This window comes from Paenibacillus polymyxa (genome assembly GCF_018614975.1).
Lineage (GTDB): Bacteria > Bacillota > Bacilli > Paenibacillales > Paenibacillaceae > Paenibacillus > Paenibacillus polymyxa_E.
Window position 1 is genome coordinate 17634 of sequence record NZ_JAGGNR010000021.1, and the last position, 26633, is coordinate 44266.

Sequence of the window (26633 nt, forward strand, 5' to 3'; positions counted from 1 at the left end):
ATGTACGTCCAAAGCAAAAGGCACTCTCCTTTCGTGAAGAAAGGAAGTGCCTTTTGCTTTGTATACCTTTATAATCATTACGCTCTTCGTAATCCCCGAGACCGTGACGATCGCGAAGTGCTTTCTTTGCGGAAAAAGAGAGTGAGTGCTCTGTTCGCACACCACAGTGCAAACAGAGCAAACAGCGTTCCCCAGAATAGCGCCGGAAGGAATGTCTGCTGAGCGAGATTCGCCGCATCCCCTGCCCGTGAAGGTTGGGTCCAAGACATCAGTCCAACGTATACGGCACTAACGACCGACTCTTCCAGCGTAAGAAAAGCCAGTATCAGATAATAGAACTTCACGATCTTGGCACCAAAAATCATAATGACAACGTTAAGTACGATGAACCCAGTCAGCCATAACATGCCGAACTCCCCTCTTACATATAACAGGAGTGACACCAGAGCGACAGCTGTCATAATACCAAGTCCCCACATGTGCAGGCCTTTGCGGTATAAATAGAACAACAGCCAGGCGAACAGTGATGCACTGATATATCCCGCCAGAGAAACCAGGATCGATCTGCCTGGCGTCAGCATGGACGAATAGGTCACGCCGCTATGATCAGCGTATAATTCAATCCGCAGCACTTTACCGGACAAAACCAGTGTCATTAGTGCATGACCGAATTCGTGAATCATCGTATCCAGGTTACGGAACAAGGACGAAAATGGGATGAATCGTGTAAGAAAGACGGAGCCTAGTAGAAAAAGTACTGTTTTGACCCACTTATTCAATCGTGTCATACCTCCTTTACCTTAAAGTAAACAAGCCTATCCTTTATAGAGGTTGTTCAAAAAGTCCGCTTTTGATTACGAAGGATACCTAATGGCATCATCAGCATCGAATATGGCATTCAGCCGAAATAAGCGGGAGGCTTACGAAGTATGTTTCCTTTGGAAACATTGTGGTTGCTCACGTAGTTTCCTACGCTCCGCTACTCCATTTCTAGCTTCATCCCATCTTCTCGGTACTGAAAACCGATCTTTTTGAACACGCACTTATACTACGCTTTTTTCACTCGATTCGTTTCGGCTTCCGAATTGTAAGGCGCAGTGCTCCATCCACCAGCAGAAGCTCCGATTGTGTCCAATGAAAAAAGAAGATAGATCATAGCGGCCCTTCTCGGCCTCTAGCGTAACGAGTAGTCGATTCCGCATCCGACGGAGCGCGAAGTGCACGAATTGATCCGCAACTTCACTTTGCACAAGAGTAACATACGCATAAAGGGAATGATCGAAAGGTTCATCGAGCGGACTCACCCCTGCACATGAAAATTCCGTCTTTACCCCCGCCTTCTGAAGTATGGACAATGCCTTCACAAGCTCGGCATCAACTTCAACACCGTTCCAAATCTCCGTTTTCTTCGAGGATACCGTATGTTTGTCACGTTCCGTCCACTGCATCAGCTCCAGCTTGCGTCGTCTCCACAGATGGGCAGGCTGTTCACTTAACAGCACTTCATGTTCCTCATTTAAATTCATCTAATGCGTCCTCCTGTATCCTTAATCCGGTCACCTTATTCAACAAAGAGAGAGCACATCACTGTGCTCTCTGCTTTGCAAAAAGGCAAAGGAATGGCACTCCATTCCTCAGCATGTTGTATTATTGTACCTTTTTCGGTGTAAGGCATCAAATCGATCTTTTATTATTCGTTCAGCGCCAGTTTCAGAGCCTCCAAATTTTGTCTCATCACGCTAATGTAGTCCATTCCCGCTGCAATTTCTTCCTTGGTGAGTCCCTCAATCGGATTCAATACAGCCGTTTTGGCCCCCACTTCACTTGCAATCGTCTCAGACACTTTGGATGAAACCAGTGTTTCAAAGAAAATCGTTTTCACCTGATGCTCTTTTGCAAAATCAATGACAGATGCCATCTGAGCTGCCGAAGGTTCCTGCTCAGGAGACAATCCTGCGATGGGCACCTGCTGCAATCCGTATTCCTGGGCAAGGTAACCAAATGCAGCGTGCTGTGTGATGAAATCCTTGCGTTTGCTATCCTTCACTGCCGCCTTGAAGTCCCGATCCAGTGACTCCAGTTGAACAATGTAAGCATCTGCATTCTGCTTGAACTGTTCAGCATGTTCTGGAGCAGCCTGGGTTAATCCCGCTTCAATATTGCGCACTTCCTTTACAGCCAATGCAGGTGACAGCCATACATGGGGATCGAGTCCACCGTGATCGTGATCATGTCCTGCTTCTGCCTCGGCGTCATGATCATGGTCGTGTTCTTCAGTAGTCGCTTCATCCGTATGATCGTGATCATGTGCTTCCCCAGCGGATTCATCGGCATGGTCGTGCGTATCCGTTCCATCGGAATCTTCATGACCATGGTTATGCTCATCTTCTCCACCTTCAAGCAGGTCGATGCCATTGCTTGCTTCCACCTGAATGAGCGAAGCGTTGCTCAGACTTCCGGTGACTTGATCCATCCAAGACTCCATACCTGCCCCGTTATATACCAAGACATCCGCTTTCTCAATGCTGGCAATGTCCTGTGGTGTAGGTTCCCAATCATGCGGTTCCATACCCGCAGGAACGAGTGTATGGACATCGGCCAGATCACCTGCCACATTTTTGGTGAACTCGTACATCGGGTAGAAGCTGACCTGCACGTTTAATTTTGCTGCTTCACTCTCTGTGGAGACCGGATTAGCGGCACCCGCAGAACTTGTATTTGCATCAGAAGCGGATTTTTGTCCGCAGCCTGCAACGATAAGTGTAAGACTGAACAATAATCCGAGCGTAGCTTTTTTACTGAATTTCATGTGATGTATTCCTCCTAGAATGGTTGACCAGAATGACGTGTTGTGATTTCGTTTCTTTGCGGTGACGCTTGCGGTTATATCGTGCAATCAGCTTTTGTGCTGATATTCCAGTCAATAGGATGACCAACAGGATGAGTGCAATTGTTCCTCCCGGTGGTGTATTTAGATGATAAGATGTTGTGAGTCCGCTAAAAATACCGATTAACCCCGTGATTACCGCGACAATGATCGCTGCTGTAAAACTGCGAGACACTCGAAGTGCCAATGCAGCAGGCAGTACAATGAGAGCAGACACCAGCAATACACCGACAATCGGCATGGCTGAAGCTACAGTCATTCCTGTCAGAATGGCAAATGCAAACGATAAACCTCTCACTTGAACGCCTCCAATGGAAGCAGTCTCTTCATCAAACGTAAAGCTATAGAGCGGTCTTCGGAGTAAGATGAAAAAAAGCAAACCCGTGACACATACACCTGCCATCATCCACAACTGCATATCGCTAACCGCGACAATTGATCCAAATAAGTATGAGCTGAATGTTTTGGACAGATTCGTTTTCAGACTCATCAATACCACCGCAAGGGCCAACCCCGAGGTCATGATAATCGCCACAGGTACCTCGCTGTAGGTTCGGTAACTTCGCCGCAATTGTTCAACCAGTAATGCACCGATAATGGCAATGGCGAATCCGCAGATGACCGGGTTAAGATTCATGACCGAACCGAGCGCCACCCCTGCTAGTGAGACATGAGATAACGTGTCTGCCATAAGGACCTGCCGCCTGAGCATCAGATAAACCCCGAGAATTGGAGCGATGACTCCAATCAGTCCCCCTGCCCAGAAGGCACGTTGCATGAATTCGTACTCAAACACTGCCATACCTCACTTTCTTGCCGCTCCAGAGTAATCGTTCGGTCCAATCGATCTCCCATTTCTTCCAGCCCGTGAGTAACCATAATAATTGTTATCCCATGAACATCAGCATAGTGGCGCATCAGATTGTAGAATCCTTCACGACTGTGGCGGTCCATTCCTGTTGTGGGCTCATCCAGCACCAGAACCTGTGGTTGCCCAGCCATGGCTCTTGCTATACAGATCCGCTGCTTCTGTCCACCAGACAGCTCACCGACACGTGTATTCCGATATTCCCACATGCCCACCTCACGCAGACTGCGTTCAACGATGGCATCCTGCTCCGATGTAAATCTGCGAAAGAGTCCCAGTCTGCTATAACATCCCGATCGGACCAGTTCGTTCACCGTGCTAGGGAATCCACTATTAAACGATGCCACCTGCTGGGGCACATAACCGATATTGGAGTTGTTCCCACGTTTCAACTGCGGATTCATATGTATCGTGCCGCTCCAGGGCTTCAATAGCCCCAGCAGCAGCTTTAACAGGGTCGTCTTGGCAGAACCATTGGGACCTGTGATGCCTATGAACTCTCCCACATGGATATCCAGCGACAGTTGATCAATGACAGGCTCTTTGCCATATCCAAATACAACATCACGCATGGAGGATAGTATCATGCCACTCCCTCTTTTCGTAAATATTACGATTTAAAATGAACAAAAAAGTTTAGCGTGTTTCCCGGTGGATCGTCATTTTCTTCAAACGTGGGGAGTACTTCTTCATCTCAAGTCTCTCTGGATGGTTACGTTTGTTCTTGGTTGTTGTGTAGTTGCGGTCCCCGCACTCGGTACAGGCTAAAGTTACAATGACTCTCATGGTTGTTACCTCCTCTTATTTAATCGTAATAATTACTATTTAATGATAGTAGCCTATGCTTTTTATTTTGTCAACTCCATGCCGGAAAAGGATCTTTCAGTTCACGCCAGTTCATCCGCATCTCATCCTCTGTAAGAAGAGTCTCATCCAACGTACGTTCAATCTCCGCTCGCTCCATATCGATTCCGATAAATACTAATTTTGTCACGCGGTCACCCCACTCATCATCCCAATCCGGTATGCTTGGCAATGTATCTCCAAAGTGAAGTTGCCTTTCCTCCTCACTCATCGCACCTACCCATATTCCTGCTGGCGCAAGCTGCTTTGATGTACCGGCATGACTGAAAGAGATCGCCATGTGGTTCCTTGTCGCCAGCCACATCAGACCTTTGGATCGCACGATGCTATCTGGATATTTCGCAATCCAACGCAGCAACCGTTCCGGGTGGAATGGACGTTTACGATGATAGACAAATGAATGAATTCCATATTCTTCAGTCTCCGGGGTATGTTCTTCTTTCATCAATTCGCGGATCCAACCCGCGGACTGGCTAGCTTTTTCAAAATCAAAACGTCCCGTGTTCAAAATCTCTCTCGGATCAATCTGCCCGTGTGTTGTGCGAATGAGCTTGGCTTCCGGCTGCATGGCGTGTAACGCTTTCTCAAGCTTCGTCAGTTCTTCCTCCGAGACCAGATCACATTTGTTCAAAATCAGCACATCACAGAATTCCACCTGATCCGTCAGCAGATGAACGATTCCGCGAACATCGTCCTCCCCGGCTTCCTGTCCACGATCCTTCAGTGTTTCTTTGGAGTAAAAATCACGCCAGAACTGGGCAGCATCGACAACTGTAACCATCGTGTCGAGACGAGTGAATTTCGTCAAATCAATGCCCAGTTCCTCATCAATATACGTAAACGTCTGCGCAACAGGTACCGGTTCACCGATACCAGTGGATTCAATTAATATGTAGTCAAAAGAACCATCCAGCGCCAGTCGCTCGACTTCTTTCAGCAGATCCTCCCGCAAGGTGCAGCAGATGCAACCATTAGACATCTCTACCAGCTTCTCATCAATGCGTGATAAGCCTCCACCATCTCGTATTAAACCTGCATCGATGTTAACTTCACTGAGATCATTGACGATGACAGCAACCCGCATCCCCTCGCGGTTATGAAGCACATGATTGAGCAGTGTCGTTTTGCCTGCACCCAAATATCCACTCAGTACGGTTACTGGAACTCGATGTTGAACCTGTTGATCTGACATTTCTGCTTCCTCCACTCTGTTAAAGTTGTAATGACTAATCTTCTTTCTGATCCTATGAGGGATAAAAAAATAGATCCCTTTCATTAATCGTAATTATTACTATTAATAACGATCAATCCGAACTATACCGCAGTTTTCTTTGGGTTGTCAACTCTAATATGAAGAAGAATCTTTATTAATCGTAAAAATGTTGATTAGAACAGTTGAATGATGTATGTTGCTGCACGTACAAGCATATAGTTTAGCAAAGTCCTAGTTGTGGAGGTCTGTTTCATGAAAATGGCAGCCAATCTGAAGCTCCTGTCACTCCTGATCCCTTGTGCATTTCTTGTTCCCGTGTTAATCACGATGGCTCCCGACCTGAAAGAAGCATGGAACAGCGAAGCTTTGCAAAATATGAAAACTGTATTCATAGGCATTTTCCTTGAAGCAGCACCTTTTCTGCTCATGGGGGTGCTATTGTCTTCACTCATGCAGTGGTTCGTATCCGAAGAAATGGTCCGCAGACTCACACCCAAGAATCCAATCGGTGGTGTGCTGGTCGCAGGGCTACTGGGTATTATTTTTCCCATCTGTGAATGTGGCATGATCCCGGTAGTGCGGCGGTTGATGCATAAAGGCATGCCTGCCTATATCGCAGTGACGTTCATCTTGAGTGGTCCCGTAGTCAATCCCATCGTATTTACCGCAACCTTGCTTGCCTTTCCATCCCATCCTGAGATTACCATCGCCCGCATGGGACTGGCTTTTGCCGTAGCTGCTTCCATAGGAGGGCTTGTGTATGTCTTTGTTAAACGTAATCCCCTACGCATACCGAAAGTAGCAGTGACAGAGGTCAAGACACATCCCGGGTTTAAAATGGCGCAACCTCACGCGCACGCAAATGCACATGATCATAACCATGTAAAAAACTGGCGCAGTTTCTTCATTCACGCTGGAGATGAATTCGTCGATATGAGCAAATATCTGGTGATCGGTGCCCTGATTACAGCCTGCATCCAGACTTTTATCAGCCGTAGCGATCTGATCTCACTTGGCAATGGTCCTGTCGCCTCTTATGTGTTCATGATGGGATTTGCTTATGTGCTGTCCCTCTGCTCCACTTCTGATGCTTTTGTGGCTTCTGCGTTCTCACATACGTTTGCACTGGGGCCGCTGGTATCCTTCCTTGTGCTTGGTCCAATGCTGGATTTCAAAAGCACTCTGATGCTGCTCTCCACCTTCCGTACCCGGTTTGTTATTGGTCTAAGTCTAGCGATAATCATACTCGTCTTCGCCGGCTCGTGGTTGATTAATCTGCTGGTATAACGGCTGAACAAAATGCTTCATGACCTGAATGGTTAATCACATGAATTATCATACTGACTATTAATAGAGACGAGGTGATGATATGAACCACACTGACTATACGATGACCAAACCTCCAGTTCCAAGATCACACGTCATTCAATGGCATAACCTGATCCGTGCGGTCTGGATCGGCGGGGTGGCAGTGTACATTATTCAGTTGAATTCAAGTGATTCGCTTCATTATTATTTGGCTCCTACCATGCAAAAACTGCTATTATGCTGTCCTGTTCCCTTATTGTTTATTGCCGTTATCATGGCATGGCACGGACTGTTCGGCAGAAACGAGGTTCATTGCGACTGTGAACATCCACCACCCTCGAGGTTCCTTCGTAGCTTAATGGTATATGGTCTGATTGCTATCCCCTTGTTGCTGGGGTTTCTGTTACCTGATCGGGCTCTCGGCAGTTCCATGGCCAGTCAGAAAGGCATGTCTCTCACCTATGCCCCTCCCGAGATTCGTCGAAAAGAGCCTTTACCTGATCCAGCAACGCAATTGAATGTACAAGATCTCACACAAAAACCAACGACCGTTCAGGCTGCTTCGGCTACCAAAGTACAATTCATTCCCCCAGACGAGTATAGCCGCGAATTCGCTGAACTGGCGGAGAAGTTGTATGCAGAACAGGTCATTCGAGTCTATCCTGAGATTTTCTCTGAAACCCTCGGCACGATCGATATGTTCCAGCGACAATTTGCAGGCAAAGATATCTCCTTAACCGGGTTCGTTTATCGGGACAAAAGCATGGATCATGAATCACATTTTGCACTGGGACGATTTCTCGTCATGTGTTGCCCCGCTGATGCGGCTCCCTTCGGGGTGATGATTCACATCCCAGAAGCGGATAGCTTCCCTACAGATAGTTGGGTGCAAATCGATGGCAACATCGGCTCTGCACAGGTGAAGGGTAAGGATATAATTGAGATTCGGGCAATAAAGGTGACACCTGTATCCGAACCATCCACGCCTTACATTTATACCAACGCGGATTCGGTGATGGCGTATGAAAAGCTTAGTAACAATTAAGAAGAGACCGATGAATTATAAAAAACCTAATAGAAAATGATGAATACAAAAAACACACTATAGAATTCATAGTGTGTTTTTAAGTCTTTATTTGGTGAAGCTTCCCGACCACTCATTCCAAGCTTGCTTGTTGAATGGCTTGCCTGAATCATTTAATTTCATAAACTCCAGTAGCTGGTCCAGGTTATTCGAATGATTAAGTCGGTATTCTTGTAAGAATTGCAACATTGCTTTATATACAATAAGATCAAGCGGTGAATAAGTAGGCGTGTCATTGGAGCCTCCATCTCCATTACTATTACTATTACCATTACCACCAATATTGGGTTCTTCTGGAGGTGCCTGAGTTACGGAATCCGACTTTGTGAACGTGCCTGTGTCTCCAATATATGTAGGATAACTAATGGCGATTTCTCCTGTTAAACTGTTTCCGACCCGACCAATGTTTGGTTTTTCGAGAGTTGTTATTACACCTTGGTTATTAACGATTCCTTTAAGGGCGGGAAGGGTTAGTCTTGTTGGGAATTCTTTAGGGAAGGCTAACGGTTCATAACGAGTGTAAGGATGCTGATGCAATCCAAAACGAGGCTGTACCGTTTGATATGTAGGCTTGATCCCTAACTCCTTAACCGCTTCGCGATAAGCCACAAGCGCGTTGGGAAACTTCTTTTTTAATAATGGGCTGTCACTTGGAATTGTATAAGGTTCATTAAAATTTATATTTATTGCTCCATGATAATCTATCTGTACTCCTCTAAGGAAAATATCTTTACCAAACGCATTTTTTATGAATCCTAAGTCTCGATAAAACCCTGTATCAGCCATTCTGGCATCAGCAATTGAATTCATAATAACCGAATTAATTGTAGCAACTGTATCAATTTTATTGTTTGAAGCATTAATCAGGGCTCCTGCACCGAAATATTCATTCCATTTTTTCACCAAATAAATCTGCGCATCTGAGGACCATTGTAGACTGTACTTTCTATTGGTACCCCATAAATCGTCATACCCCTGGATGGAGGACGTAATTTCTAATTTTGTAGATTTATCTGCATCTTGCCATGCCTGTTGTCCAAATTGATGAACTTGCTCCATAATAACGGGATCAATACTTGTTGCATTTCCCGCTGCAGCTAAGAGTGCTGTCCCCCCCCATTGCATGATAGCTCCCGCTTCCAGTTCACCAGAAGCAAAGTCTGAATTGGCTGCCTCTACTCTAAATTGAACTGTCGCTACAAACAATAAAATGAAAACGTTCAACACAATAAATGTTCTTTTAGATAATTTTTTCTGAGATTTGCTAAACAACTTGAATTCCTCCCACTATAAAGTAATGTTTTCGCCTGTTTTCTCGTCCATTCGTAGATTTACAACTTCGACATCTTGGCTTAATGGAGGAATATTGGTTCAGAACCAGATTTTGCTGTAATGACCGGTGACGGGAACAGAGCTTGGACTTCATTTTTTATCCAAACTGTGGTCATGCTTATGATCGCACAGTGGATCTCCACATCTCCCTCGGGGTTTACCCTCCCATGTCACGCGGGGTCATTGCCCTTACATTCCTTCGTTCTACCTGCCAAGGGGTGGAGGCCGATTTTTGCTCCTAAACGGGGTCGTTGCCCTTATGGAATGGTATTCTTCGGCTTCTCCGGTGCTTCAATTGTCTCGTTATACATCTGTGAACGAGTCGAGATTTCAGGCTATTGATTCTTTGAACTAAGCTGCAATCTGTTGTAACTGCGCTTGTCGTACAGGACCAAGAACTTCGTTTGCGTTGTACTCTATTTCCTTCGTCCCCAGCGTGTGCAGGACGCGTATCAGTTTGCCGCAGAGCGCGATTAGCGACTGTTTTTTCTTCAGCGGATTTTGACTTCGTGTTGTGAAATACTTGTGAAGGGCCTTGAACTCCTCATTCTTAGCTACCATTGGCATGACGCAACGGAACAATAGGGCTCTTAGTCGAGATCGTCCACGCTTGGTAATGCCGGTTTTACCCTTACGCTTACCAGAACTATTTTCTTTTAGATTCAAGCCCGCCAACCGGATGATTTGTTGTCCGTGGTCGTAATGACTCAGATCGCCAACCTCAGCCAGAAATCCTGCAACGGTAACCGCGCCAACGCCCGGGATATTCAACATCTGCATCGTTCCCGGTATCTCACTCAAGATGTCCATGACCTGTTTCATGGTCGTTTCCACCTGTTTAGAGAAAAGCTCATACTGGTCGAGCAAGCTCAGAAGCTCCAGTCTCGCAGCTCGTAACCCTTCGGTAAGCCCGATGGATATCCCGGCTGTCGCAAAGAGCTTTTCCGCTCTCTTGATACCGACTCCACGCTTCACTTCCGTTTTCCAGTGTGCGAGAACGCCTCTGGCGCCTGTAGAGACGATCTCTTCCGGTGTCGGAAACTGGCGCATTGTCATCAAGGAAGTTTTGCCTTCCCAATCTTTAAACACGCTCAAATACTCTGGAAAATAGCGGTCGAACCAGTTATGCACACGGGCCTTGACTTGGTTTAAATTCACCATAACCTTCTCACGGAAATTCATGAGGATGCGTAATTCGGCATATTCCATCGCTGGCAATTTGGGCTCCGAGTATTTCCCGTTTCGAATGAGATCTGCAATGACTTTGGCATCCTTATAGTCACTCTTCGTCGGCGAGTTATCCTCAAGTTCCTTGCTCTTGTTTACGTGATGCGGGTTCACAATGACGATCTTGATATCTCGAGCTTCCAGAAAAGCGGCTAGCGGGAACCAGTAGTGCCCGGTAGGCTCGATTCCGAAAACAATGTCCGTTTTCAGATGAACCTCCTGAAGTTCTTTCATCCATGTTACTAGCCTAGTTAACCCTTCCTGATCGTTGTAGAACACGCAGTCTTTTCCTAATTCAATGCCACGGAAATCTACCGCTCTAGCTACGTGAATCTTTTTGGCAATGTCTGCTCCAATGACTAGCGTATCTTCTGTAATTCGCGTAATACGTTGATTCTGTTTCTGTTTCATCTTATACTTCATTTGTGCGCCTCTTTTCGTATGTGGGTATTGTTCTTTGGTCGGAACAACGATTCCCAGTATACTAAAGGCGCATTTTTCATTCAAAGCTCAAATTACTTCATTACAGGAATGGCTCCTAAAGTATGTACTTGCTAAAAACTCTAACATACTACCCGTTTTACGAATTGAATTTTAGCTTTCTTTAGATACCTCGGACCTCAAAAGAGCTATTTCGATCCTTATATTAACCTAATTTCTACCCTCCTCAAAAGGAAAAATATAACTTAAGTATTATCTCAAATATTGAAGTAAGAGTAAATATAATCTAACATAATATAAGGTTCATATCTAATATTTCGTTTATAAAAAAGCCCCAAAACTATGTAATCCATAGCTTCGGGGCTTTCATGTTCAAGCAGACATGAGATTACATCTCGTCTGCTCTGATTGTATTATTCCGTTACGATATCATGAACCAATACAGGCGCATCAGCATGATCCGCAATCGTAATGTTTTCTTTGATCTTCGCAATCACGTCTGCTACGTCTTCACGATTGGCATGGATCGTTACTAGGGACTCACCAGCTTTGACTGGGTCACCAACTTTTTTGTTCAGCATCAGGCCAACCGCGAGATCGATCTCGGATTCTTTCGTTGCGCGGCCTGCGCCGAGAAGCATTGCTGCAGTTCCGATTTCGTCAGCGACGATTCCGGCAACATAGCCGTCTTTGTCTGCTGGGACTTCAACCAGGTATTTTGCTTGTGGCAAACGATCTGGATGATCGACAACCGAAGCGTCTCCGCCTTGGTTTGCCAGGAAATCTTTGAATTTCTCCAGTGCTTTACCGTTCTGGATCACTTCTTTCAATTTCTCCTCAGCATGCTCCAAGGAATCTGCCTTGCCAGCAAGGAATACCATCTGACGTCCAAGAGCCAGACACAGTTCTTCCAGATCTTTTGGACCTTTACCTTGCAGGGTGAGGATGGCTTCTTTCACTTCAAGCGCGTTACCAATCGCCAGACCCAGCGGTTGGGACATATCGGAGATAACAGCCATCGTTTTACGGCCAACATTGTTACCGATGCTTACCATGGCATGCGCCAATTCTTTAGCATCTTCCGTTGTTTTCATGAATGCACCTGCACCCGTCTTAACATCCAATACGATTGCATCTGCACCTGCTGCAATTTTCTTGCTCATGATGGAGCTGGCGATCAGTGGAATGGAGTTAACGGTAGCTGTTACGTCACGCAGTGCATAGAGCTTTTTGTCTGCAGGTGTAAGGTTACCACTTTGTCCGATAACTGCAACCTTGTGTTCGTTAACGAGACGAATGAACTCTTCTTTTTCAAGCTCTACGTGGAAACCGGCAACGGATTCCAATTTGTCTGTTGTGCCGCCCGTGTGACCAAGTCCACGTCCGGACATTTTGGCAACAGGAACATCCAGCGCAGCAACGAGCGGAGCGAGTACCAGTGTCGTCGTATCACCCACACCTCCTGTGGAGTGCTTGTCTACTTTGATGCCTTCGATCGCGGATAGGTCAATCGTTTCACCGGAATTCACCATCGACATCGTCAGATCGGCGCGTTCCTTGTCTGTCATATCTTTGAAGAATACTGCCATCGCCCATGCGCTGACTTGATAGTCCGGGATCTCTCCTTGTGTGTATCCTTGAACAACAAAATCAATCTCAGCGGTTGTCAGTTCTTTTCCGTCGCGTTTCTTGGCAATAATGTCTACCATTCTCATGATGATCTCTCCTTGTGTGTATATTGATTGTATTGAACACTTTGTTGTTAATCCGATACGGCTCCGGATCGTTCCTTTGATCGCTGTTGTCTCCAAGTTTTTTTGATCCATTTTGCAATGGGGAAAACTCGGAGACAAAGACGAACGCTAACGCTTCTTCAGAATCGATTCCGGGTCCTTCACTCCGTGCTTAAAACAAAAGTTTCGATTAAAATCAATTCTTTTGGCGTTACATAAAACACGTTGTGCGACATCCTTTTGACCCCAGCTAGTTTAATCTAAAACTTACAGTGTGATTGCTGTGTCGAGGGCAACTACCATCATGTCGTTGAACGTTTTTTGACGCTCTTCGGCAGTTGTTTCTTCGCCTGTCAGCAAGTGGTCACTTACCGTCAGGATGGTCAGTGCGTTAACACCAAACTTGGCAGCGATGGTGTACAGTGCTGTTGTTTCCATCTCTACGCCCAGTACACCGTGCTTCATCAATTTTTCAGTAACGGAACGGTCATCCCGATAGAAAGAATCGGAGCTGAACACGTTACCCACATGAATCTTCATGCCTTTAGCTGTTGCACGGTCATACGCTTCTTTCAGCAAGGAGAAGGTAGCGATTGGCGAGAAGTCATATCCACCGAATACATGCTTGTTCATGCTGGAATCCGTACATGCTGCTTGTGCAAGGATGACGTCACGTACACGTACATGCTCCTGCATACCGCCACAAGTACCTACACGAATCAGGTTTTTCACGCCGTATTCACTGATTAACTCGTTAGCATAGATGGCGAAGGACGGAATTCCCATCCCTGAACCTTGCACCGAAATCCGGTGTCCTTGATATGTACCTGTGTAACCGAGCATTCCGCGAACCTCGTTGTAACATACAACATCTTCAAGGTACGTATCTGCAATATACTTCGCGCGCAAAGGGTCTCCTGGCAAAAGGATCGTTTCTGCGATATCTCCGGGTTTTGCTCCAATATGTGTACTCATGAATGAATCTCCTCCAGTTATACAATTAGTCTATTATGATGGCAGGACCGGAGCAGCCCAAGCTACTCCGACCTTCCCTATCCAGTTTTCAAAAAACTTATTTCAAATCCTTCAGGAAGCTGGTGCCATATTCCGGCATCTTCACTCCAAAGTTCTCGGCTACGGTTGCGCCAAGGTCAGCAAATGTGCTGCGCAGATCAAGCTTTTTGCCCTCGCTGAAGCGCGGAGAGTAGGCAAGGAGTGGTACATATTCACGTGTATGGTCTGTACCGCGGTATGTTGGATCATTACCATGGTCAGCTGTAATCAGCAGCAGATCATCATTGGTCATTTTGGCAAAAATCTCTGGCAGTCGTGCATCATAGTCTTCAAGTGCCTGAGCATAACCTTGCGGATCACGACGGTGACCGTACAGGGCATCAAAATCAACCAGGTTCAGGAAGCTGAGTCCAGTGAACTCTTCATCCATTGTTTCAGACAACTTGTCCATGCCATCCATGTTAGAGACGGTACGAACAGCCTTGGTTACACCTTCACCATCATAGATATCTGCGATTTTACCCAAAGCAATCACATCAAATCCGCTATCTTGCAGTTCATTCATAACAGTACGACCAAAAGGTTTAAGCGCATAGTCATGACGATTCGCAGTACGTTTCCAGTTACCCGCTTCACCTACAAATGGACGTGCAATAATGCGGCCGAGCATGTACGGATCTTCAAGTGTAATCTCACGGCAGAACTCACAGATCTCATACAGTTCTTTCAGTGGAACAACGTCCTCATGTGCTGCAATTTGCAGAACCGAATCCGCGGATGTGTAGACGATGAGCGCGCCAGTTTCAACATGTTCTGCACCCAGCTCATCCAGAATCTCCGTGCCGCTGGCCGGTTTGTTACCGATTACCTTGCGGCCCGTTTTCTCTTCAATGCGTTGAATCAACTCATCGGGAAAACCATTCTCGAACACGCGGAAGGGTGTATCAATGTATAGACCCATCAGCTCCCAGTGACCTGTCATCGTGTCTTTGCCTCTGGATGCTTCCTGCATCTTGGTGTAATACGCTTTAGGTGCATCCGCTACAGGGACACCCTCGATTTCTTTGATGTTGGACAGTCCGAGACTGGCCATGTGAGGCATGTTCAGACCTCCGCGTTCACGTGCAATGTGACCGAAGGTATCTACATCAAAATCATCAAATTCTGCTGCATCCGGCGCTTCGCCGATCCCTACAGAATCCATAACGATCAGATGTACTCTTTTGAATGTTGACATAACCTAAGCACTCCTTCCAATAATCCGGTTTACAAGAACAGTCCGGCGATGATCGCCGACAATACACTGACAAGCGATGCACCGTAAAGCAGTTTCAGACCGAAGCGGGCTACCACATTACCTTGTTTCTCATGAAGTCCCTTCACCGCACCGGCAATGATACCGATGGAGGAGAAGTTAGCGAATGACACGAGGAAGACGGATACGATCCCTGTTGTTCTGGCAGACAATAATGTCTCCTTTGCCAGAGCCAGCATGGCGACGAATTCGTTGGATACCATTTTGGTTGCCATAATACTTCCCGCCTGAATCGCTTCTTTCCAAGGAACACCCATAATAAAGGCTAATGGTGCAAACACATAACCAAGCAGCTCCTGGAACGAAATGCCAAGCACCGCGCTGAAAATTCCGTTAACAAGTGCAATCAAGGCAACAAAACCGATTAACATTGCAGCTACGATGATGGCGACTTTGAATCCATCCAGGATGTACTCGCCCAGCATTTCGAAGAACGATTGTTTTTCTTCTTCCTGTACTTCCAGTATATCTTCTTCTTCCGTAACCTCATAAGGGTTCACAATGGAAGCAATGATAAAACCGCCAAACAGGTTCAGCACAAGTGCCGTAACCACATATTTCGGATCAATCATGGTCATATAGGCACCGACAATCGACATCGACACCGTGGACATCGCCGAAGCACACAAGGTGTACAACCGATGTTTTGGCAACAACCCAATTTGTTTTTTCACAGAAATGAACACTTCAGATTGCCCCAATACAGCCGAAGCAACCGCGTTATATGATTCCAGTTTGCCCATTCCGTTGATTTTGCTTAATACCAGACCAATATATTTTATAACAAAAGGTAAGATTCGGATATACTGCAATATCCCAATAAGTGCAGAGATAACAACGATTGGCATCAAGACGTTCAGGAAGAACGGAACACCGCCAGTTGCGTCTTCAACCTTCGTTAAATCACCAAATACAAACGCAATTCCTTCATTTGCATAATCAAGCAAACTTTTAAATACGGTGGCGAAGCCGCCAATCAGCCATGTCCCGACCCCTGTATTCAGCAAGGCATACGCCAGGATCACCTGTAAAACAACCATAACGACCAGTGGTCGGTAGCGAATCTTCTTTTTACCGTTGCTTGCGATATAAGCTAGTCCAAAAACAACGAGTAAACCAAGAAGGGCAATTAGAAATTTCATTTGATCTCTCCTTTGAAGGTAGTTAAGCCGGATGTGAAAATTCAGCTCAAAGGGTTCTTAAGCATTACTATCAGTAATCTTTCAGAAAACTTATGAAGCGCTTACAATAAGTTCCGTTATATAAAATATAAGTGTAAATTGTGTTCCCTGTACCTGAAACGAAGGCTCAAGTACAGAGAACATAACATTACTTTTGTTCGATAAGCTTGTGCTTGTTAAACCTTTTGCTTAATAAGAAGATGTAGACTGACCACCCTGCATAATCTTCACGCCAGAGCTTGCACCGATCCGAGTCGCACCCGCTTCGATCATTTTCTGCATATCTTCCAGGCTACGTACGCCACCGGAAGCTTTAACGCCAACATCAGGACCTACAGTACGACGCATCAAAGCGATATCTTCTGGCGTTGCTCCACCTGTGGAGAAACCTGTAGAAGTTTTAACAAAATCAGCTCCAGCTCGCACAGCTGCCTGACAAGCACGTACTTTCTCTTCATCCGTCAACAGACAAGTTTCAATAATAACTTTCACCAAAGCTTTACCCGCAGCCGCTTCAACAACAACACGAATATCTTGTTCAACGTAATCATCTTTGCCATCTTTCAAAGCACTGATGTTGATGACTGTATCGACTTCAGTTGCACCTTTAGCAATCGCATCCTTGGTTTCGAAAGCTTTTGTCTCCGATGTAGATGCTCCCAGAGGGAAACCAATAACGGTGCAGATATCTACGCCAGAACCCTGCAACTGCTCAGCAGCATAAGCAACCCAGCCCGGGTTAACACATACGGAAGCAAACTGATATTGCTTTGCTTCTTCGGTTAACTTGGCCATTTCACTTTGCGTTGCGTCCGCACGAAGCAACGTATGGTCGATCATTTTAGCTAATTGTGGTGTAGTCAATTGAATCTCTCCCTTATCTGAACTAGTTATTTTCTATACCCTTACACTAACATGAACATATGTAAAAATCAACTTGAACTTTTGTTCACACTTACTTTTCTTCTTCGTTATATTTTCTTCCTAAAAAAAGCAAAACATCCGCCCTTTTTGCGTGGCAGATGTTGTCATCCATATCCATTTGAAATTAAAATCGAAGTAATGCCTGCGCTGTGTACTGGTCCGTGACCAGAATATTGGCGTAATGACCTTTAAGCGCGGCGTGAATGGCTTCAATTTTGCGTTGTCCCCCGGCAACCAGAATTGATTTTTCCTTATTTCTCAACTCGGCTAGATCAATTCCAACGGTTCTGCTGTTAATCTCTTCACTGATCAACTGACCTTCCGCGTCGAAAAAGCGTGAACAAATGTCACCTGCGCCGGAGTTCATTAATAATTGTTGTTCTTCTTCATTGAAGTAACCGAGCCTGAACAATAATGCATCTTCCTTCACAGTACCCACGGTAAACAAAGCAATGTTGGCCTGTCTGCCAAGTTCCACGATTCTGCCGATATGCCGATCCGCTTCCACCATGTTTTTTACTTCAATGTTGTCGAAAATAACAGGCAGTGGCAAGTACCTTGGTACCGTATGGAATGCCTCAGCGAACAAATGAACAATCTCAGCGGCATACGTATTGACATGGGAGTGGCTTACGCCCCCCTTCAATTGTACGACTTCGACACCTTTGACCTGCTTAGGACGAAGCTGGCGTGCTACAGCATGCATGGTTGTTCCCCAAGTCACGCCGATAATATCTGCATCCTGAACCGTCTCCTGAAGATAATCGGCTGCTCGTTTGCTGATATGCTTCTGTATTTCCTCATCACTCTTCAACGGGGCAAAACACACAAGTGCCGTATCCAGATCATATTTCGACTTAAGTTCTCCGGCAATGATATCGATATCCTCCAGCGGGTCCATAATTTCAATCCGGACATATCCACGGTCTTTCGCGTACTGAAGTAACCTTGATACTGTTGGACGCGACACGCCCAATCTTGCGGCAATATCCTGCTGGCTGTAATCAGACTGATAATACAACTTCGCTGCTTCAATGCTTAATCTTTGCTTCTCCAGGTCCATTCCCATGTGCGCTCATCTCACTCATCCCTATTATCGTTGGAACATAAATGCTCGTCCTGTATATTATACATGGATTGAGTATCTGGTCACTATATCGCATCCAATTCCGTATCATGATCAATCCATTCATATCCTTTTCTTACGTATAAAATGGAGGAAACGATGCATACTACTGCGGTCGCTTCATCATTGCCAAGAGAGTTTCACCCCATTAATCGCACAGAGAGGAAGAACTACATGTCTACCTTATTGTATATTACTGCCCATCCTCATGATCATCAAACCTCCTTCAGCATGGCTACGGGCAAAGCATTTATTGATGCTTATCGTGAAAGTCACCCTTCTGATGAGGTCGTTCACCTCGATCTGTATCGCTCAGATATCCCGCATATCGATGCGGATGTCTTCAGTGGTTGGGGCAAACTGCAATCGGGTAGTGATCTGACTGCCGAAGAGCAGACCAAAGTAAGTCGTTTGAATGAACTGTCGGATCAATTTGCCGCAGCAGATAAATATGTTTTTGTAACCCCAATGTGGAACTTCTCGTTCCCTCCAATTCTGAAAGCTTATGTGGACTCGATCTGCGTAGCTGGCAAAACATTTCGTTATACCGAACAAGGTCCTGTTGGACTGTTGTCTGACAAAAAAGCGCTGCATATTCAGGCTCGCGGTGGCATTTATTCCGAAGGCCCAGCGGCCCAAATGGAATCTGGTCACCGTTACCTGAGCATTATCATGTCTTTCCTCGGCGTGCCGAAGCTTGATGGCATTTTTGTAGAGGGGCACAATCAATATAAAGAACGTGCAGATGAAATCAAGCAACAGGCTATAGAGAAAGCACGCACTTTCGCAAAACAGTTTTAGAGAGGTAGTTCAAAAAGTCTGCTTTTGATTAAGAAGGATGCCTAATGGCATCATCAGCATCGAATATGGAATTCAGCCGAAATAAGCGGGAGGCTTACGAAGTATGTTTCCTTTGGAAACATTGTAGTTGCTCACGTAGTTTTCCCTACGCTCCGCTACTCCATTTCTATCTTCATCCCATCTTCTTGGTACTGAAAACCGATCTTTTTGAACACGCCCTAAAGTGTAGTAAACAATAAAGCAAAAACAAAACCCGCGTGCGACCTAGGGGATCTTCCCAGGAAACACGCGGGTTTTCGATGTATAATCAACCTTAGAGCTTACTGATGTCCAGCGCTGGCACGGCTCATGGTTTCAAGTTTACGTGTGATCGCATGACGGTCTACTTTCAATCCCCAGATCATTTCAATAATCTGCTCTTTCTCTTCTGGATTGTCAGCATGCTTCAGTTGCATTAACAGATCATGCATCTGTTCATTAATGCCTTCAAATTGACTCCATAAATCCTGCCTTACCTCTTTAGAATCCAGATGATGATTCGCATCAACTTCTTCCTTTAATGCTTGCAGAATAGCATCTTTCCATTCGTCATCACCTAGCTGTTTCGCAATGTTCAGGAGATCCAGATAATCGTCAACAAGAAGTGAGTTCAATTCAGCATGTGTTTTCATCTTTTATTGCATCCCCTTTTCATCTATTTACCCAGTATTATACTCGGTATTTCAGGTTATGCAATAGTTGTCGAGAAAAATAGTGGATTATCCAGTTTCGTGTCAGGTTTTGACGAATGATTAATATCCGTTTAGGACTGGAGTTGTTGCAACAACTGTACACGATAGGCTTCACTTTCAAGGGATTGAATTTCCTTATATTCTTCAGCAGTTAACACTTTGGGCTCTCCGGCTGCCTTGGCAATCATATATACTTTCGCGCTTTCTTCCACCACCTGAGTGCGGTAATAGGCTTCGCGGAGGTTTTTACCGGTCGTAACCAATCCGTGATTAACGAGAATGAGTGCCGTATGTTCTTCTACCTTTGCTGAGACTGCATCGGCAAGAAGCTTCGTCGTTGGCAGAACGTATGGAACAAATCCGATATCGCCCACCAATGCAGACTGATCAGGGAACAAGTGTGGCAATTCATCAAAAACGAGACTAAGTGCGATTGTATATGCCGGATGCGTATGCACAATGGCTTGAATATCAGGATTCACACGATAACTATTCAGATGCATTAATACTTCGGAAGACGGACGTGTTGATCCCGTGCTAGTCGCTCCTGTCTCGATATCAATAGCGATCCACTCGTCCGGTTCCAGATCTTCAAGTGCATAACCACTCGGAGACAATAACATCGTTCCCCCAGAGCGAGCGCTCAGATTCCCACCGGGTCCTACCACCAACCCTTGGGCAACTGCTCTGCGTGCATACTTCGTCAACTCTTCCCTTATTTGCTGTTCAGACATGTTGCTCACCACTCCTCATACTTTTCTTTGTAGCATTTTGCGTCAATGCTCATTGCATTGAATCTGTTCAATACCTTTTGATTTGATTCAGACTTTGGTAGATTTCGTAAGCTTCCTGCCACAGCTCTGTATCCTCAGGCTCATAGGTCTCGGGGGAAAAGGAAGCAGCCATGACCTCCCGGACCTCGGCCAAGCTACTCACTTCTCCATGGGCAAGGAATTGCAGCATGCAATTCCCGGCTGAAGTTGCCTCTGCCGGGCCTGTCACCACCGGGACACCGGCTGCATTGGCTGTAAACTGGCACAATAGTCGATTGTGCACACCGCCACCAACCATATGAATGACGCGAGGTCTTGTACCTGTAATCAACTGCAGTTCATCCAGCGTCTGTCTGAATTCCAGTGCCAGACTTTCCAGAATGCAACGCGCAATTGCTCCAGTCGTTTCGGGCACAGTCTGTCCGCTGAGACTGCATTGTTGCCGTATTCGTTCAGCCATATTCCCTGGCGCCAAATACACGCCATCTCCTGGCGACACGTAACATTGATGCGGCGTTGCCAAGGTAGCCAGCTGAACCAGTTCTTCATGTGTAAAAAGTTGATTCTCCCGCTCCCATTGCCGTTTGCATTCCTGTAGCAGCCACAACCCTGAACGATTTTTCAGGGTGCGTACTCTCCCACTTACCGTCCCTTCATTGGTAAATCCGAGTGTACGGCTTCGGTCGTCCAATACAGGTGTATCACGCTCCATCCCCATAAGAGACCAGGTTCCACAGCTGATAAAAGCGAAATCCGAAACATTCGCAGGGATTGCTGCCAAGGCAGACGCGGTATCATGTGAGCCCACAGAGACTACCTGCATCGGTCCAGTCCGTAACTCGGCGCACAACTCATTTGTTAGATCGCCCAGCACGGTACCCGGTTGAACGAGTTTTGGAAATAATGTTTCCGGTATACTGAGACGCCCGATCAGGTGTTCATTCCAACGCGCCTCGCCTGCATGCAACAGCCCACTGGTGCTTGCAATCGTATACTCACAAGCCTGCTGACCGGATAGATAATAGTGAAATAAATCCGGCATAAATAACATGCGCACATCCGGACGCAAACCTTCGGCCTGCTCTCGTACACTGCCTAGCAGCTGGAATACCGTATTGATCTGCTGCGGCAAAACGCCGGACATGGCATACAGCTCTTCTTCTTTCACCATGTGCAGAACTTCTCCCATCCACTGTGCGTTGCGTGCTTCCCGATAGTGACGTGGGTTTGAGCACAACCTTCCCGCACCATCCACCAGTCCATAGTCCACTCCCCACGTATCCACAGCTATAGAACGGACCGATGGAGAGATGCCTTGTGTCCCTTTCACAATGCCTTGTTTTAATTCATGAAAAAGTCGCAAGAAATCCCAATACAATCCATCCCCCAGCTGCACGGGTTCGTTGTTGAATCGATGCACTTCTTGTAACGAGAGTCTGCTTCCATCAAAAGAACCCCGGACTACGCGTCCACTACCGGCGCCGTAATCGGCAGCAAGCACATGTGTTGCTTGATTGCCCATTTCTACCAAGCCTCCTTGCTTTAACGATACAACGGACCAAATACACTGCAAGCACGGTAGTCTGCACTCTCCGGCTCACTTGTGCCGAACAATCCCCATGCACGCGGACGGAAAATTTCCGTTTCAGGGACATTATGCATATTTACCGGAATGCGAAGCATGGAAGCGAGCGTAATCAGATCAGCACCGATGTGTCCATACGAGATGGAGCCATGGTTGGCGCCCCATTGATTCATGACCTCGTATACGGAAGCAAACGCTCCCGCTCCGGTTAGAACAGGTGCAAACCAGGTGGACGGCCAGGTTGGATCTGTCCGCTGATCCAGCGTATCGTGCACCTCTTCAGGCAGATCGACCGTGTAACCCTGAGCGATTTGCAACACCGGACCCAGTCCTTTGACCAGATTCAGACGTGTCATCGTTACAGGCATACCACCTTTGGTCAGGAAATCCGCTGAATAGCCACCCCCGCGGAAATACTCTACGGATGCCGGTCTCCACGATGTTGCTTTCAGACAGTCCTGAACTTCCTCATCTGTAATTTCCCAGAAAGGCTTGAGGACAGGCTTGCCATCTCTGGACTGTTGTCCTGTGCCATCCAAAGCTGCGGAACCAGAGTTAATCAGATGCAGGATGCCATCCTTCGCGTTTCCTTCCAACTGGTGCCCCGTCACACGCTGTACTGAATCCGGACTCCAATACGTACGTACATCAGCAAAGATCTGTGCTGTATGTGTCAACAGCGAACCAAACAACATGGACACTCCATTCAAGCTATCATTCTCTGTTGCAACCAGATAAGGCGCACGTTTGCCATTCCAGTCAAAGGAAGAGTTTAATATCGACTCCAGAAAATCTCCGTTCGGAGAATGATCCGTCCACTGCCGTTGTCCCTGGAAGCCGGATACAATCGCGTGGTGACCCATCGATTCCTCTGTAAAACCAAGCTCTGCCAATCTTGGGTTGCCCGCCATCAAGTCACGCACAATTTGGGTCATTTTCACAACGGTTTCCCATTCGTAGTCTTTACGTTTGCGATCCGTTTGCAGATGAGCAGCGTTGTTGTCCGGACCTTCGCTACAGTTCTCCTTCACCCATGCCAGTGCGAGCTTATACTCCTCGGGGTCATAGATTTCTTCTTCGATGCGGCGAGTCAGTTCACTCATATCCACATATTCGTTACGCATGCCCAGATACTCCTGGAAAAATGAATCGTTCACAATCGAACCTGCAATCCCCATGGATACCGATCCAATGGACAGATACGCTTGCCCTTTCAAGGTCGCAGCTGCAAGACCCGCACGGCTGAACCGGAGCAATTTCTCACGCACGTCATCGGGAATCGTTGTATCCCCGCCGTCTTGCACATCCTCTCCATAGATCCCAAAGGCCGGAATCCCCTTCTGTGCATGAGCGGAGAGTACCGCTGCCAGATAGACTGCACCTGGACGTTCAGTCCCGTTAAAACCCCAGATAGCTGTAGGGATGGATGGTGACATATCCATCGTTTCCGTACCATAACACCAGCATGGTGTCACGGTGATCGTTACGCCCACGTTGGAACGGCTGAACAGTTCTGATGCTGCGGCCGCTTCGGCCACTCCGCCAATACAAGTCTCGGCCACAACACATTCCACCACAGACCCGTCAGGATAACGCAGTTCAGCTGCAAGTAGCTCGGCAACGGATGTCGCCATCCGCATCGTTTGTTCTTCCAGTGATTCCCGTACCCCTTTGCGTCTCCCATCAATCGTGGGACGAATACCAATCTTGGGGAAAGCCTGCTTATAACGATAATCCTGATGTGTCATACTAAAGTGTCCTCCTTCAATTCATTTCATAGAATTTGGGTTGAATTGAGAAATCTTTTGTCTGATCCATGTGTATTGAATGGCATGAGATAATGACGGAAATAAAACCGATACCCGGGTGGCACGCAAGAGCTGCATACACAGATTATCAAGAGCCTTGCTTGAGTTTGAATACGTTTACATATTTTGAAAAATAACAATAAACCATTTCATTAATTAGCTATGTATGTAGTTCCTCTATTCAAGAAAATGGAACGTGCATGAGCAAATTTAACAAAATGGTTTATGTAGTAAAGACGTTCAGTACCCTTTAGGGTTATCGGTAACCCTAACATAGCACGGGCCTATCTTGCTGTCAATTGGCATTATCCTATAGAATGGTAAGACTATGTTGCGGAAAGGTTAGATTCTAATGATTACCATTTACGATATTGCCAAAAAAGCCAAAGTCTCCGCCATGACGGTCTCCAAGGTCATTAATCATACAGGCCGTATAAGTTCCGCGACACGTGAACGTGTGCAACAGGTGATCGACGAACTGGGTTACATCCCGAACTCCAACGCACGCAGCCTTGTGCTTCAACGAACCCAGATGCTCTCCCTGCTCATTACGGATATTACCAACCCTTTTTATACAACACTGGCCCGTGGTGCTGAAGATGCAGCCCATCTACGTGGGTACCGTCTTTTATTCGGCAATAGTGACGAGGATTACAATAAGGAAAAGGATTATGTAGACGCGATTCTGTCTACTCGCGTGGATGGTGTACTCTATGCTCCTGCGGGAGATCGTTCTCTCCCTCATCTGAAACAGCTGCAGGAACGTCACATTCCGTTTGTCTTTCTGGACCGTACTGTACCTGGCATTACGTCAGATATGATTGCTGGAGATAGCCGGGAAGGCGCGATTGAGCTGATCCGATATCTGGTGCAGTTGGGGCACCGGCGCATTGCACTGGTCAATGGTTCTTCGGAGGTTTCTACCGCCAGACTGCGGGAGGAAGGTTATGTAGCGGGTTTGCGTGAGGCCGGAGCTGATATCGATCCCGAGCTTGTGCTTCGAACCGGGTACCGGGATTTCAGCGATGAAGACGGACTGGATCAACTACTCTCTCAACCGGATCAACCAACAGCCATTTTTGCCGCCAACAACATGCTGGCGATTGGGGTCATTCGGCTTTTGCGCAAACGAGGACTGCGTGTGCCAGAAGACATCTCTGTTGTGTGCTTCGACGATCTGGATCTGGCTTCTGCCTTCGATCCTTTTCTGACTGTAGCTGCACAGCCAGCATATGAATTTGGGTTTCAGGGAGTACAGATGCTGATTGACCGAATTGAGGGCAAGGCCCCTTCCGAAGCCCAAACCGTCATTCTACCGTCAGAACTGCGCATACGGGCTTCAGCTACTGCTCCACGGGAGCCAAAATAGAGCTTAGCTCACGCTTAGCTAAATTAGGTCCCGTTCAGATTTGAAAAACTGTACAACATAAACAGGGTGCACCGGAGATTACGCTCGGGTTGCACCCTGTTTGATGTTCATTTATTCTACCGCTCTGACTGTAATGCAAGAGCGACCTCACGAACCAGTCCCGGGAACCAATCCATCAGAGCCTCGAACGTATATCCCGCTTGTTCAGCCTTGGTTGTCTCCATCGTCCATGATTGCTCAATTCCGAAGGGTGACATGTCCTCTTTCACCGTTTCCGTGAGGATCTGGGACTGCATGCCCGTGACCGTCTCGATCAGATGTATCATGGCTGACAGCGTAATCGCACCCTTGGAAGCTGCATTCACCGGACCGGTAATGGACGAATGTCCAAGCCAAGCGAGAAATCTTGCCGCTTCGGTGGAATTGATAAATCCAATCTCTGCATCCGGATTTGGCATGCCGATCGGTTTACCTTTTTGCACATGTTCAATATGAAAATGAAGTCTTCTCGTATAATCATCAATCCCGAGTACAATTGGAATGCGCATTGCTACAACCGGGAAATCCGCTACCTGGAAAAATACAGCCTCCGCAAGCCGTTTGCCTTCTCCATACGAAAAATCCTCTGCACTTCCATACTGTAATGGATATGTATACGGGTCAAAATCCGTTTCCTTAAATCCAGGTCTGGGATCACCGTACACCGATAGTGTGGATGTCAGAACGTATCTTTTGGTGCGTCCTGCAAAAGCTTCACATGCCGCTTTCGCCGCATCCGGGGAATAACAGATATTGTCGTACACAACATCCCACATTTCTGTCTGCGCAACCTCTGCCAGAGATTCCGGGTCTTCACGATCCATCTTGATTCGATTTACTTCGGGTCCGAAGTCAACATCCGCCGTTTTACCACGAGTTGCGACTGTGATCTGAGACTTCCCTTCCCACAGCATGTGATCCACGAGACGTTTGCCAAAAAAACGTGTACCCCCAAGTATAAGTACTTTATTCATCCGAAAAACCTCCTATCTTGTTCGATTATGTTTAAC

The 26633-nt window shown here is 46.6% G+C and carries 24 protein-coding genes; 4 read left to right on the forward strand and 20 right to left on the reverse strand.

What is annotated here, in order from left to right; translation table 11 throughout:
- Window positions 1-77 precede the first annotated feature (77 nt).
- The 7 genes from J7E78_RS18280 to J7E78_RS18310 all read right to left on the reverse strand — a co-directional run bounded on the left by J7E78_RS18280 (window position 78) and on the right by J7E78_RS18310 (window position 5811).
- A complete protein-coding gene (locus tag J7E78_RS18280; RefSeq protein WP_215077620.1) occupies window positions 78-779 on the reverse strand; it encodes a M50 family metallopeptidase in 702 nt (233 codons plus the stop codon).
- Window positions 780-1043: 264 nt separating this feature from the next.
- A complete protein-coding gene (locus tag J7E78_RS18285) occupies window positions 1044-1526 on the reverse strand; it encodes a hypothetical protein (protein ID WP_215077621.1) in 483 nt (160 codons plus the stop codon).
- A gap of 164 nt (window positions 1527-1690) precedes the next feature.
- Entirely contained in the window at window positions 1691-2809 is a 1119-nt protein-coding gene (locus tag J7E78_RS18290) for a metal ABC transporter solute-binding protein, Zn/Mn family (protein WP_215077622.1), read from the reverse strand.
- Window positions 2796-3689: a metal ABC transporter permease gene (locus J7E78_RS18295; RefSeq protein ID WP_215077623.1), complete on the reverse strand. Its 894-nt coding sequence runs from the start codon at window positions 3687-3689 to the stop codon at window positions 2796-2798. Before J7E78_RS18295 ends, J7E78_RS18290 begins: the two co-directional genes overlap by 14 nt.
- A complete protein-coding gene (locus J7E78_RS18300; protein ID WP_215077624.1) occupies window positions 3635-4342 on the reverse strand; it encodes a metal ABC transporter ATP-binding protein in 708 nt (235 codons plus the stop codon). Before J7E78_RS18300 ends, J7E78_RS18295 begins: the two co-directional genes overlap by 55 nt.
- 49 nt (window positions 4343-4391) lie before the next feature.
- Window positions 4392-4541: a 50S ribosomal protein L33 gene (gene rpmG / locus J7E78_RS18305; protein WP_036613813.1), complete on the reverse strand. Its 150-nt coding sequence runs from the start codon at window positions 4539-4541 to the stop codon at window positions 4392-4394.
- Window positions 4542-4611: 70 nt separating this feature from the next.
- Complete coding sequence (locus J7E78_RS18310) at window positions 4612-5811, reverse strand: GTP-binding protein (protein WP_215077625.1); 1200 nt, start codon at window positions 5809-5811, stop codon at window positions 4612-4614.
- Between the two features lie 273 nt (window positions 5812-6084).
- Here J7E78_RS18310 and J7E78_RS18315 point away from each other — a divergent pair, with 273 nt between their 5' ends.
- Both J7E78_RS18315 and J7E78_RS18320 read left to right on the forward strand, forming a co-directional pair.
- Complete coding sequence (locus J7E78_RS18315; RefSeq protein ID WP_215077626.1) at window positions 6085-7119, forward strand: permease; 1035 nt, start codon at window positions 6085-6087, stop codon at window positions 7117-7119.
- Between the two features lie 82 nt (window positions 7120-7201).
- On the forward strand, window positions 7202-8185 hold the full coding sequence (locus tag J7E78_RS18320) for a TIGR03943 family putative permease subunit (protein WP_215077627.1): 984 nt from the start codon (window positions 7202-7204) through the stop codon (window positions 8183-8185).
- 87 nt (window positions 8186-8272) lie between these two features.
- On the opposite strand, the gene J7E78_RS18325 is transcribed toward J7E78_RS18320, so the two are convergent.
- The 8 genes from J7E78_RS18325 to J7E78_RS18360 all read right to left on the reverse strand — a co-directional run bounded on the left by J7E78_RS18325 (window position 8273) and on the right by J7E78_RS18360 (window position 18454).
- Window positions 8273-9496, reverse strand: a complete 1224-nt coding sequence (locus J7E78_RS18325; RefSeq protein ID WP_215077628.1) for a hypothetical protein — start codon at window positions 9494-9496, stop codon at window positions 8273-8275.
- Window positions 9497-9907: 411 nt separating this feature from the next.
- Complete coding sequence (locus tag J7E78_RS18330) at window positions 9908-11206, reverse strand: IS110 family RNA-guided transposase (protein WP_463674770.1); 1299 nt, start codon at window positions 11204-11206, stop codon at window positions 9908-9910.
- A gap of 431 nt (window positions 11207-11637) precedes the next feature.
- Entirely contained in the window at window positions 11638-12939 is a 1302-nt protein-coding gene (locus tag J7E78_RS18335; RefSeq protein ID WP_215077629.1) for a pyrimidine-nucleoside phosphorylase, read from the reverse strand.
- A gap of 285 nt (window positions 12940-13224) precedes the next feature.
- Window positions 13225-13932, reverse strand: a complete 708-nt coding sequence (deoD, locus tag J7E78_RS18340; RefSeq protein WP_215077630.1) for a purine-nucleoside phosphorylase — start codon at window positions 13930-13932, stop codon at window positions 13225-13227.
- A gap of 97 nt (window positions 13933-14029) precedes the next feature.
- Complete coding sequence (gene deoB, locus J7E78_RS18345) at window positions 14030-15208, reverse strand: phosphopentomutase (protein ID WP_215077631.1); 1179 nt, start codon at window positions 15206-15208, stop codon at window positions 14030-14032.
- A gap of 29 nt (window positions 15209-15237) precedes the next feature.
- Window positions 15238-16428, reverse strand: a complete 1191-nt coding sequence (locus J7E78_RS18350) for a NupC/NupG family nucleoside CNT transporter (protein WP_215077632.1) — start codon at window positions 16426-16428, stop codon at window positions 15238-15240.
- A gap of 228 nt (window positions 16429-16656) precedes the next feature.
- Window positions 16657-17307, reverse strand: coding sequence for a deoxyribose-phosphate aldolase (gene deoC / locus J7E78_RS18355; RefSeq protein WP_215077757.1), 651 nt, complete (start codon window positions 17305-17307; stop codon window positions 16657-16659).
- A 208-nt stretch (window positions 17308-17515) separates the two neighbouring features.
- The gene (locus J7E78_RS18360; RefSeq protein ID WP_062836066.1) at window positions 17516-18454 is read right to left on the reverse strand and encodes a sugar-binding transcriptional regulator; all 939 of its coding nucleotides are present in this window, start codon (window positions 18452-18454) and stop codon (window positions 17516-17518) included.
- A 237-nt stretch (window positions 18455-18691) separates the two neighbouring features.
- On the opposite strand from J7E78_RS18360, the gene J7E78_RS18365 reads away from it, so the two are divergent.
- A complete protein-coding gene (locus J7E78_RS18365) occupies window positions 18692-19318 on the forward strand; it encodes an FMN-dependent NADH-azoreductase (RefSeq protein WP_215077633.1) in 627 nt (208 codons plus the stop codon).
- 320 nt (window positions 19319-19638) lie between these two features.
- On the opposite strand, the gene J7E78_RS18370 is transcribed toward J7E78_RS18365, so the two are convergent.
- The 4 genes from J7E78_RS18370 to J7E78_RS18385 all read right to left on the reverse strand — a co-directional run bounded on the left by J7E78_RS18370 (window position 19639) and on the right by J7E78_RS18385 (window position 24155).
- On the reverse strand, window positions 19639-19989 hold the full coding sequence (locus tag J7E78_RS18370) for a hypothetical protein (protein ID WP_215077634.1): 351 nt from the start codon (window positions 19987-19989) through the stop codon (window positions 19639-19641).
- A 131-nt stretch (window positions 19990-20120) separates the two neighbouring features.
- Entirely contained in the window at window positions 20121-20783 is a 663-nt protein-coding gene (locus tag J7E78_RS18375; protein ID WP_215077635.1) for a class II aldolase/adducin family protein, read from the reverse strand.
- 67 nt (window positions 20784-20850) lie between these two features.
- On the reverse strand, window positions 20851-22344 hold the full coding sequence (locus tag J7E78_RS18380) for a rhamnulokinase (protein ID WP_215077636.1): 1494 nt from the start codon (window positions 22342-22344) through the stop codon (window positions 20851-20853).
- Between the two features lie 20 nt (window positions 22345-22364).
- The gene (locus J7E78_RS18385) at window positions 22365-24155 is read right to left on the reverse strand and encodes an L-fucose isomerase (protein WP_215077637.1); all 1791 of its coding nucleotides are present in this window, start codon (window positions 24153-24155) and stop codon (window positions 22365-22367) included.
- A 412-nt stretch (window positions 24156-24567) separates the two neighbouring features.
- Between J7E78_RS18385 and J7E78_RS18390 the strand changes: the two genes are divergently transcribed.
- Entirely contained in the window at window positions 24568-25584 is a 1017-nt protein-coding gene (locus J7E78_RS18390; RefSeq protein ID WP_215077638.1) for a LacI family DNA-binding transcriptional regulator, read from the forward strand.
- 116 nt (window positions 25585-25700) lie between these two features.
- Here J7E78_RS18390 and J7E78_RS18395 read toward each other — a convergent pair whose 3' ends face one another.
- Entirely contained in the window at window positions 25701-26597 is an 897-nt protein-coding gene (locus J7E78_RS18395) for an NAD-dependent epimerase/dehydratase family protein (protein ID WP_215077639.1), read from the reverse strand.
- Between the last annotated feature and the right edge of the window lie 36 nt (window positions 26598-26633).

What these genes read in the sequence shown, in the direction of transcription:
- J7E78_RS18320 (WP_215077627.1), top strand. Translation starts at nt 7,202, where the DNA reads ATGAACCACACTGACTATACGATGACCAAACCTCCAGTTCCAAGATCA.
- deoC (WP_215077757.1), bottom strand. Translation starts at nt 17,307, where the DNA reads ATGATCGACCATACGTTGCTTCGTGCGGACGCAACGCAAAGTGAAATG.
- J7E78_RS18300 (WP_215077624.1), bottom strand. Translation starts at nt 4,342, where the DNA reads ATGATACTATCCTCCATGCGTGATGTTGTATTTGGATATGGCAAAGAG.
- J7E78_RS18330 (WP_463674770.1), bottom strand. Translation starts at nt 11,206, where the DNA reads ATGAAGTATAAGATGAAACAGAAACAGAATCAACGTATTACGCGAATT.
- J7E78_RS18390 (WP_215077638.1), top strand. Translation starts at nt 24,568, where the DNA reads ATGATTACCATTTACGATATTGCCAAAAAAGCCAAAGTCTCCGCCATG.
- J7E78_RS18370 (WP_215077634.1), bottom strand. Translation starts at nt 19,989, where the DNA reads ATGAAAACACATGCTGAATTGAACTCACTTCTTGTTGACGATTATCTG.
- rpmG (WP_036613813.1), bottom strand. Translation starts at nt 4,541, where the DNA reads ATGAGAGTCATTGTAACTTTAGCCTGTACCGAGTGCGGGGACCGCAAC.
- J7E78_RS18365 (WP_215077633.1), top strand. Translation starts at nt 18,692, where the DNA reads ATGTCTACCTTATTGTATATTACTGCCCATCCTCATGATCATCAAACC.
- J7E78_RS18350 (WP_215077632.1), bottom strand. Translation starts at nt 16,428, where the DNA reads ATGAAATTTCTAATTGCCCTTCTTGGTTTACTCGTTGTTTTTGGACTA.
- J7E78_RS18360 (WP_062836066.1), bottom strand. Translation starts at nt 18,454, where the DNA reads ATGGACCTGGAGAAGCAAAGATTAAGCATTGAAGCAGCGAAGTTGTAT.
- J7E78_RS18295 (WP_215077623.1), bottom strand. Translation starts at nt 3,689, where the DNA reads ATGGCAGTGTTTGAGTACGAATTCATGCAACGTGCCTTCTGGGCAGGG.
- J7E78_RS18290 (WP_215077622.1), bottom strand. Translation starts at nt 2,809, where the DNA reads ATGAAATTCAGTAAAAAAGCTACGCTCGGATTATTGTTCAGTCTTACA.
- J7E78_RS18385 (WP_215077637.1), bottom strand. Translation starts at nt 24,155, where the DNA reads ATGACACATCAGGATTATCGTTATAAGCAGGCTTTCCCCAAGATTGGT.
- J7E78_RS18395 (WP_215077639.1), bottom strand. Translation starts at nt 26,597, where the DNA reads ATGAATAAAGTACTTATACTTGGGGGTACACGTTTTTTTGGCAAACGT.
- deoB (WP_215077631.1), bottom strand. Translation starts at nt 15,208, where the DNA reads ATGTCAACATTCAAAAGAGTACATCTGATCGTTATGGATTCTGTAGGG.
- J7E78_RS18315 (WP_215077626.1), top strand. Translation starts at nt 6,085, where the DNA reads ATGAAAATGGCAGCCAATCTGAAGCTCCTGTCACTCCTGATCCCTTGT.
- J7E78_RS18335 (WP_215077629.1), bottom strand. Translation starts at nt 12,939, where the DNA reads ATGAGAATGGTAGACATTATTGCCAAGAAACGCGACGGAAAAGAACTG.
- J7E78_RS18380 (WP_215077636.1), bottom strand. Translation starts at nt 22,344, where the DNA reads ATGGGCAATCAAGCAACACATGTGCTTGCTGCCGATTACGGCGCCGGT.
- J7E78_RS18375 (WP_215077635.1), bottom strand. Translation starts at nt 20,783, where the DNA reads ATGTCTGAACAGCAAATAAGGGAAGAGTTGACGAAGTATGCACGCAGA.
- J7E78_RS18285 (WP_215077621.1), bottom strand. Translation starts at nt 1,526, where the DNA reads ATGAATTTAAATGAGGAACATGAAGTGCTGTTAAGTGAACAGCCTGCC.
- J7E78_RS18310 (WP_215077625.1), bottom strand. Translation starts at nt 5,811, where the DNA reads ATGTCAGATCAACAGGTTCAACATCGAGTTCCAGTAACCGTACTGAGT.
- deoD (WP_215077630.1), bottom strand. Translation starts at nt 13,932, where the DNA reads ATGAGTACACATATTGGAGCAAAACCCGGAGATATCGCAGAAACGATC.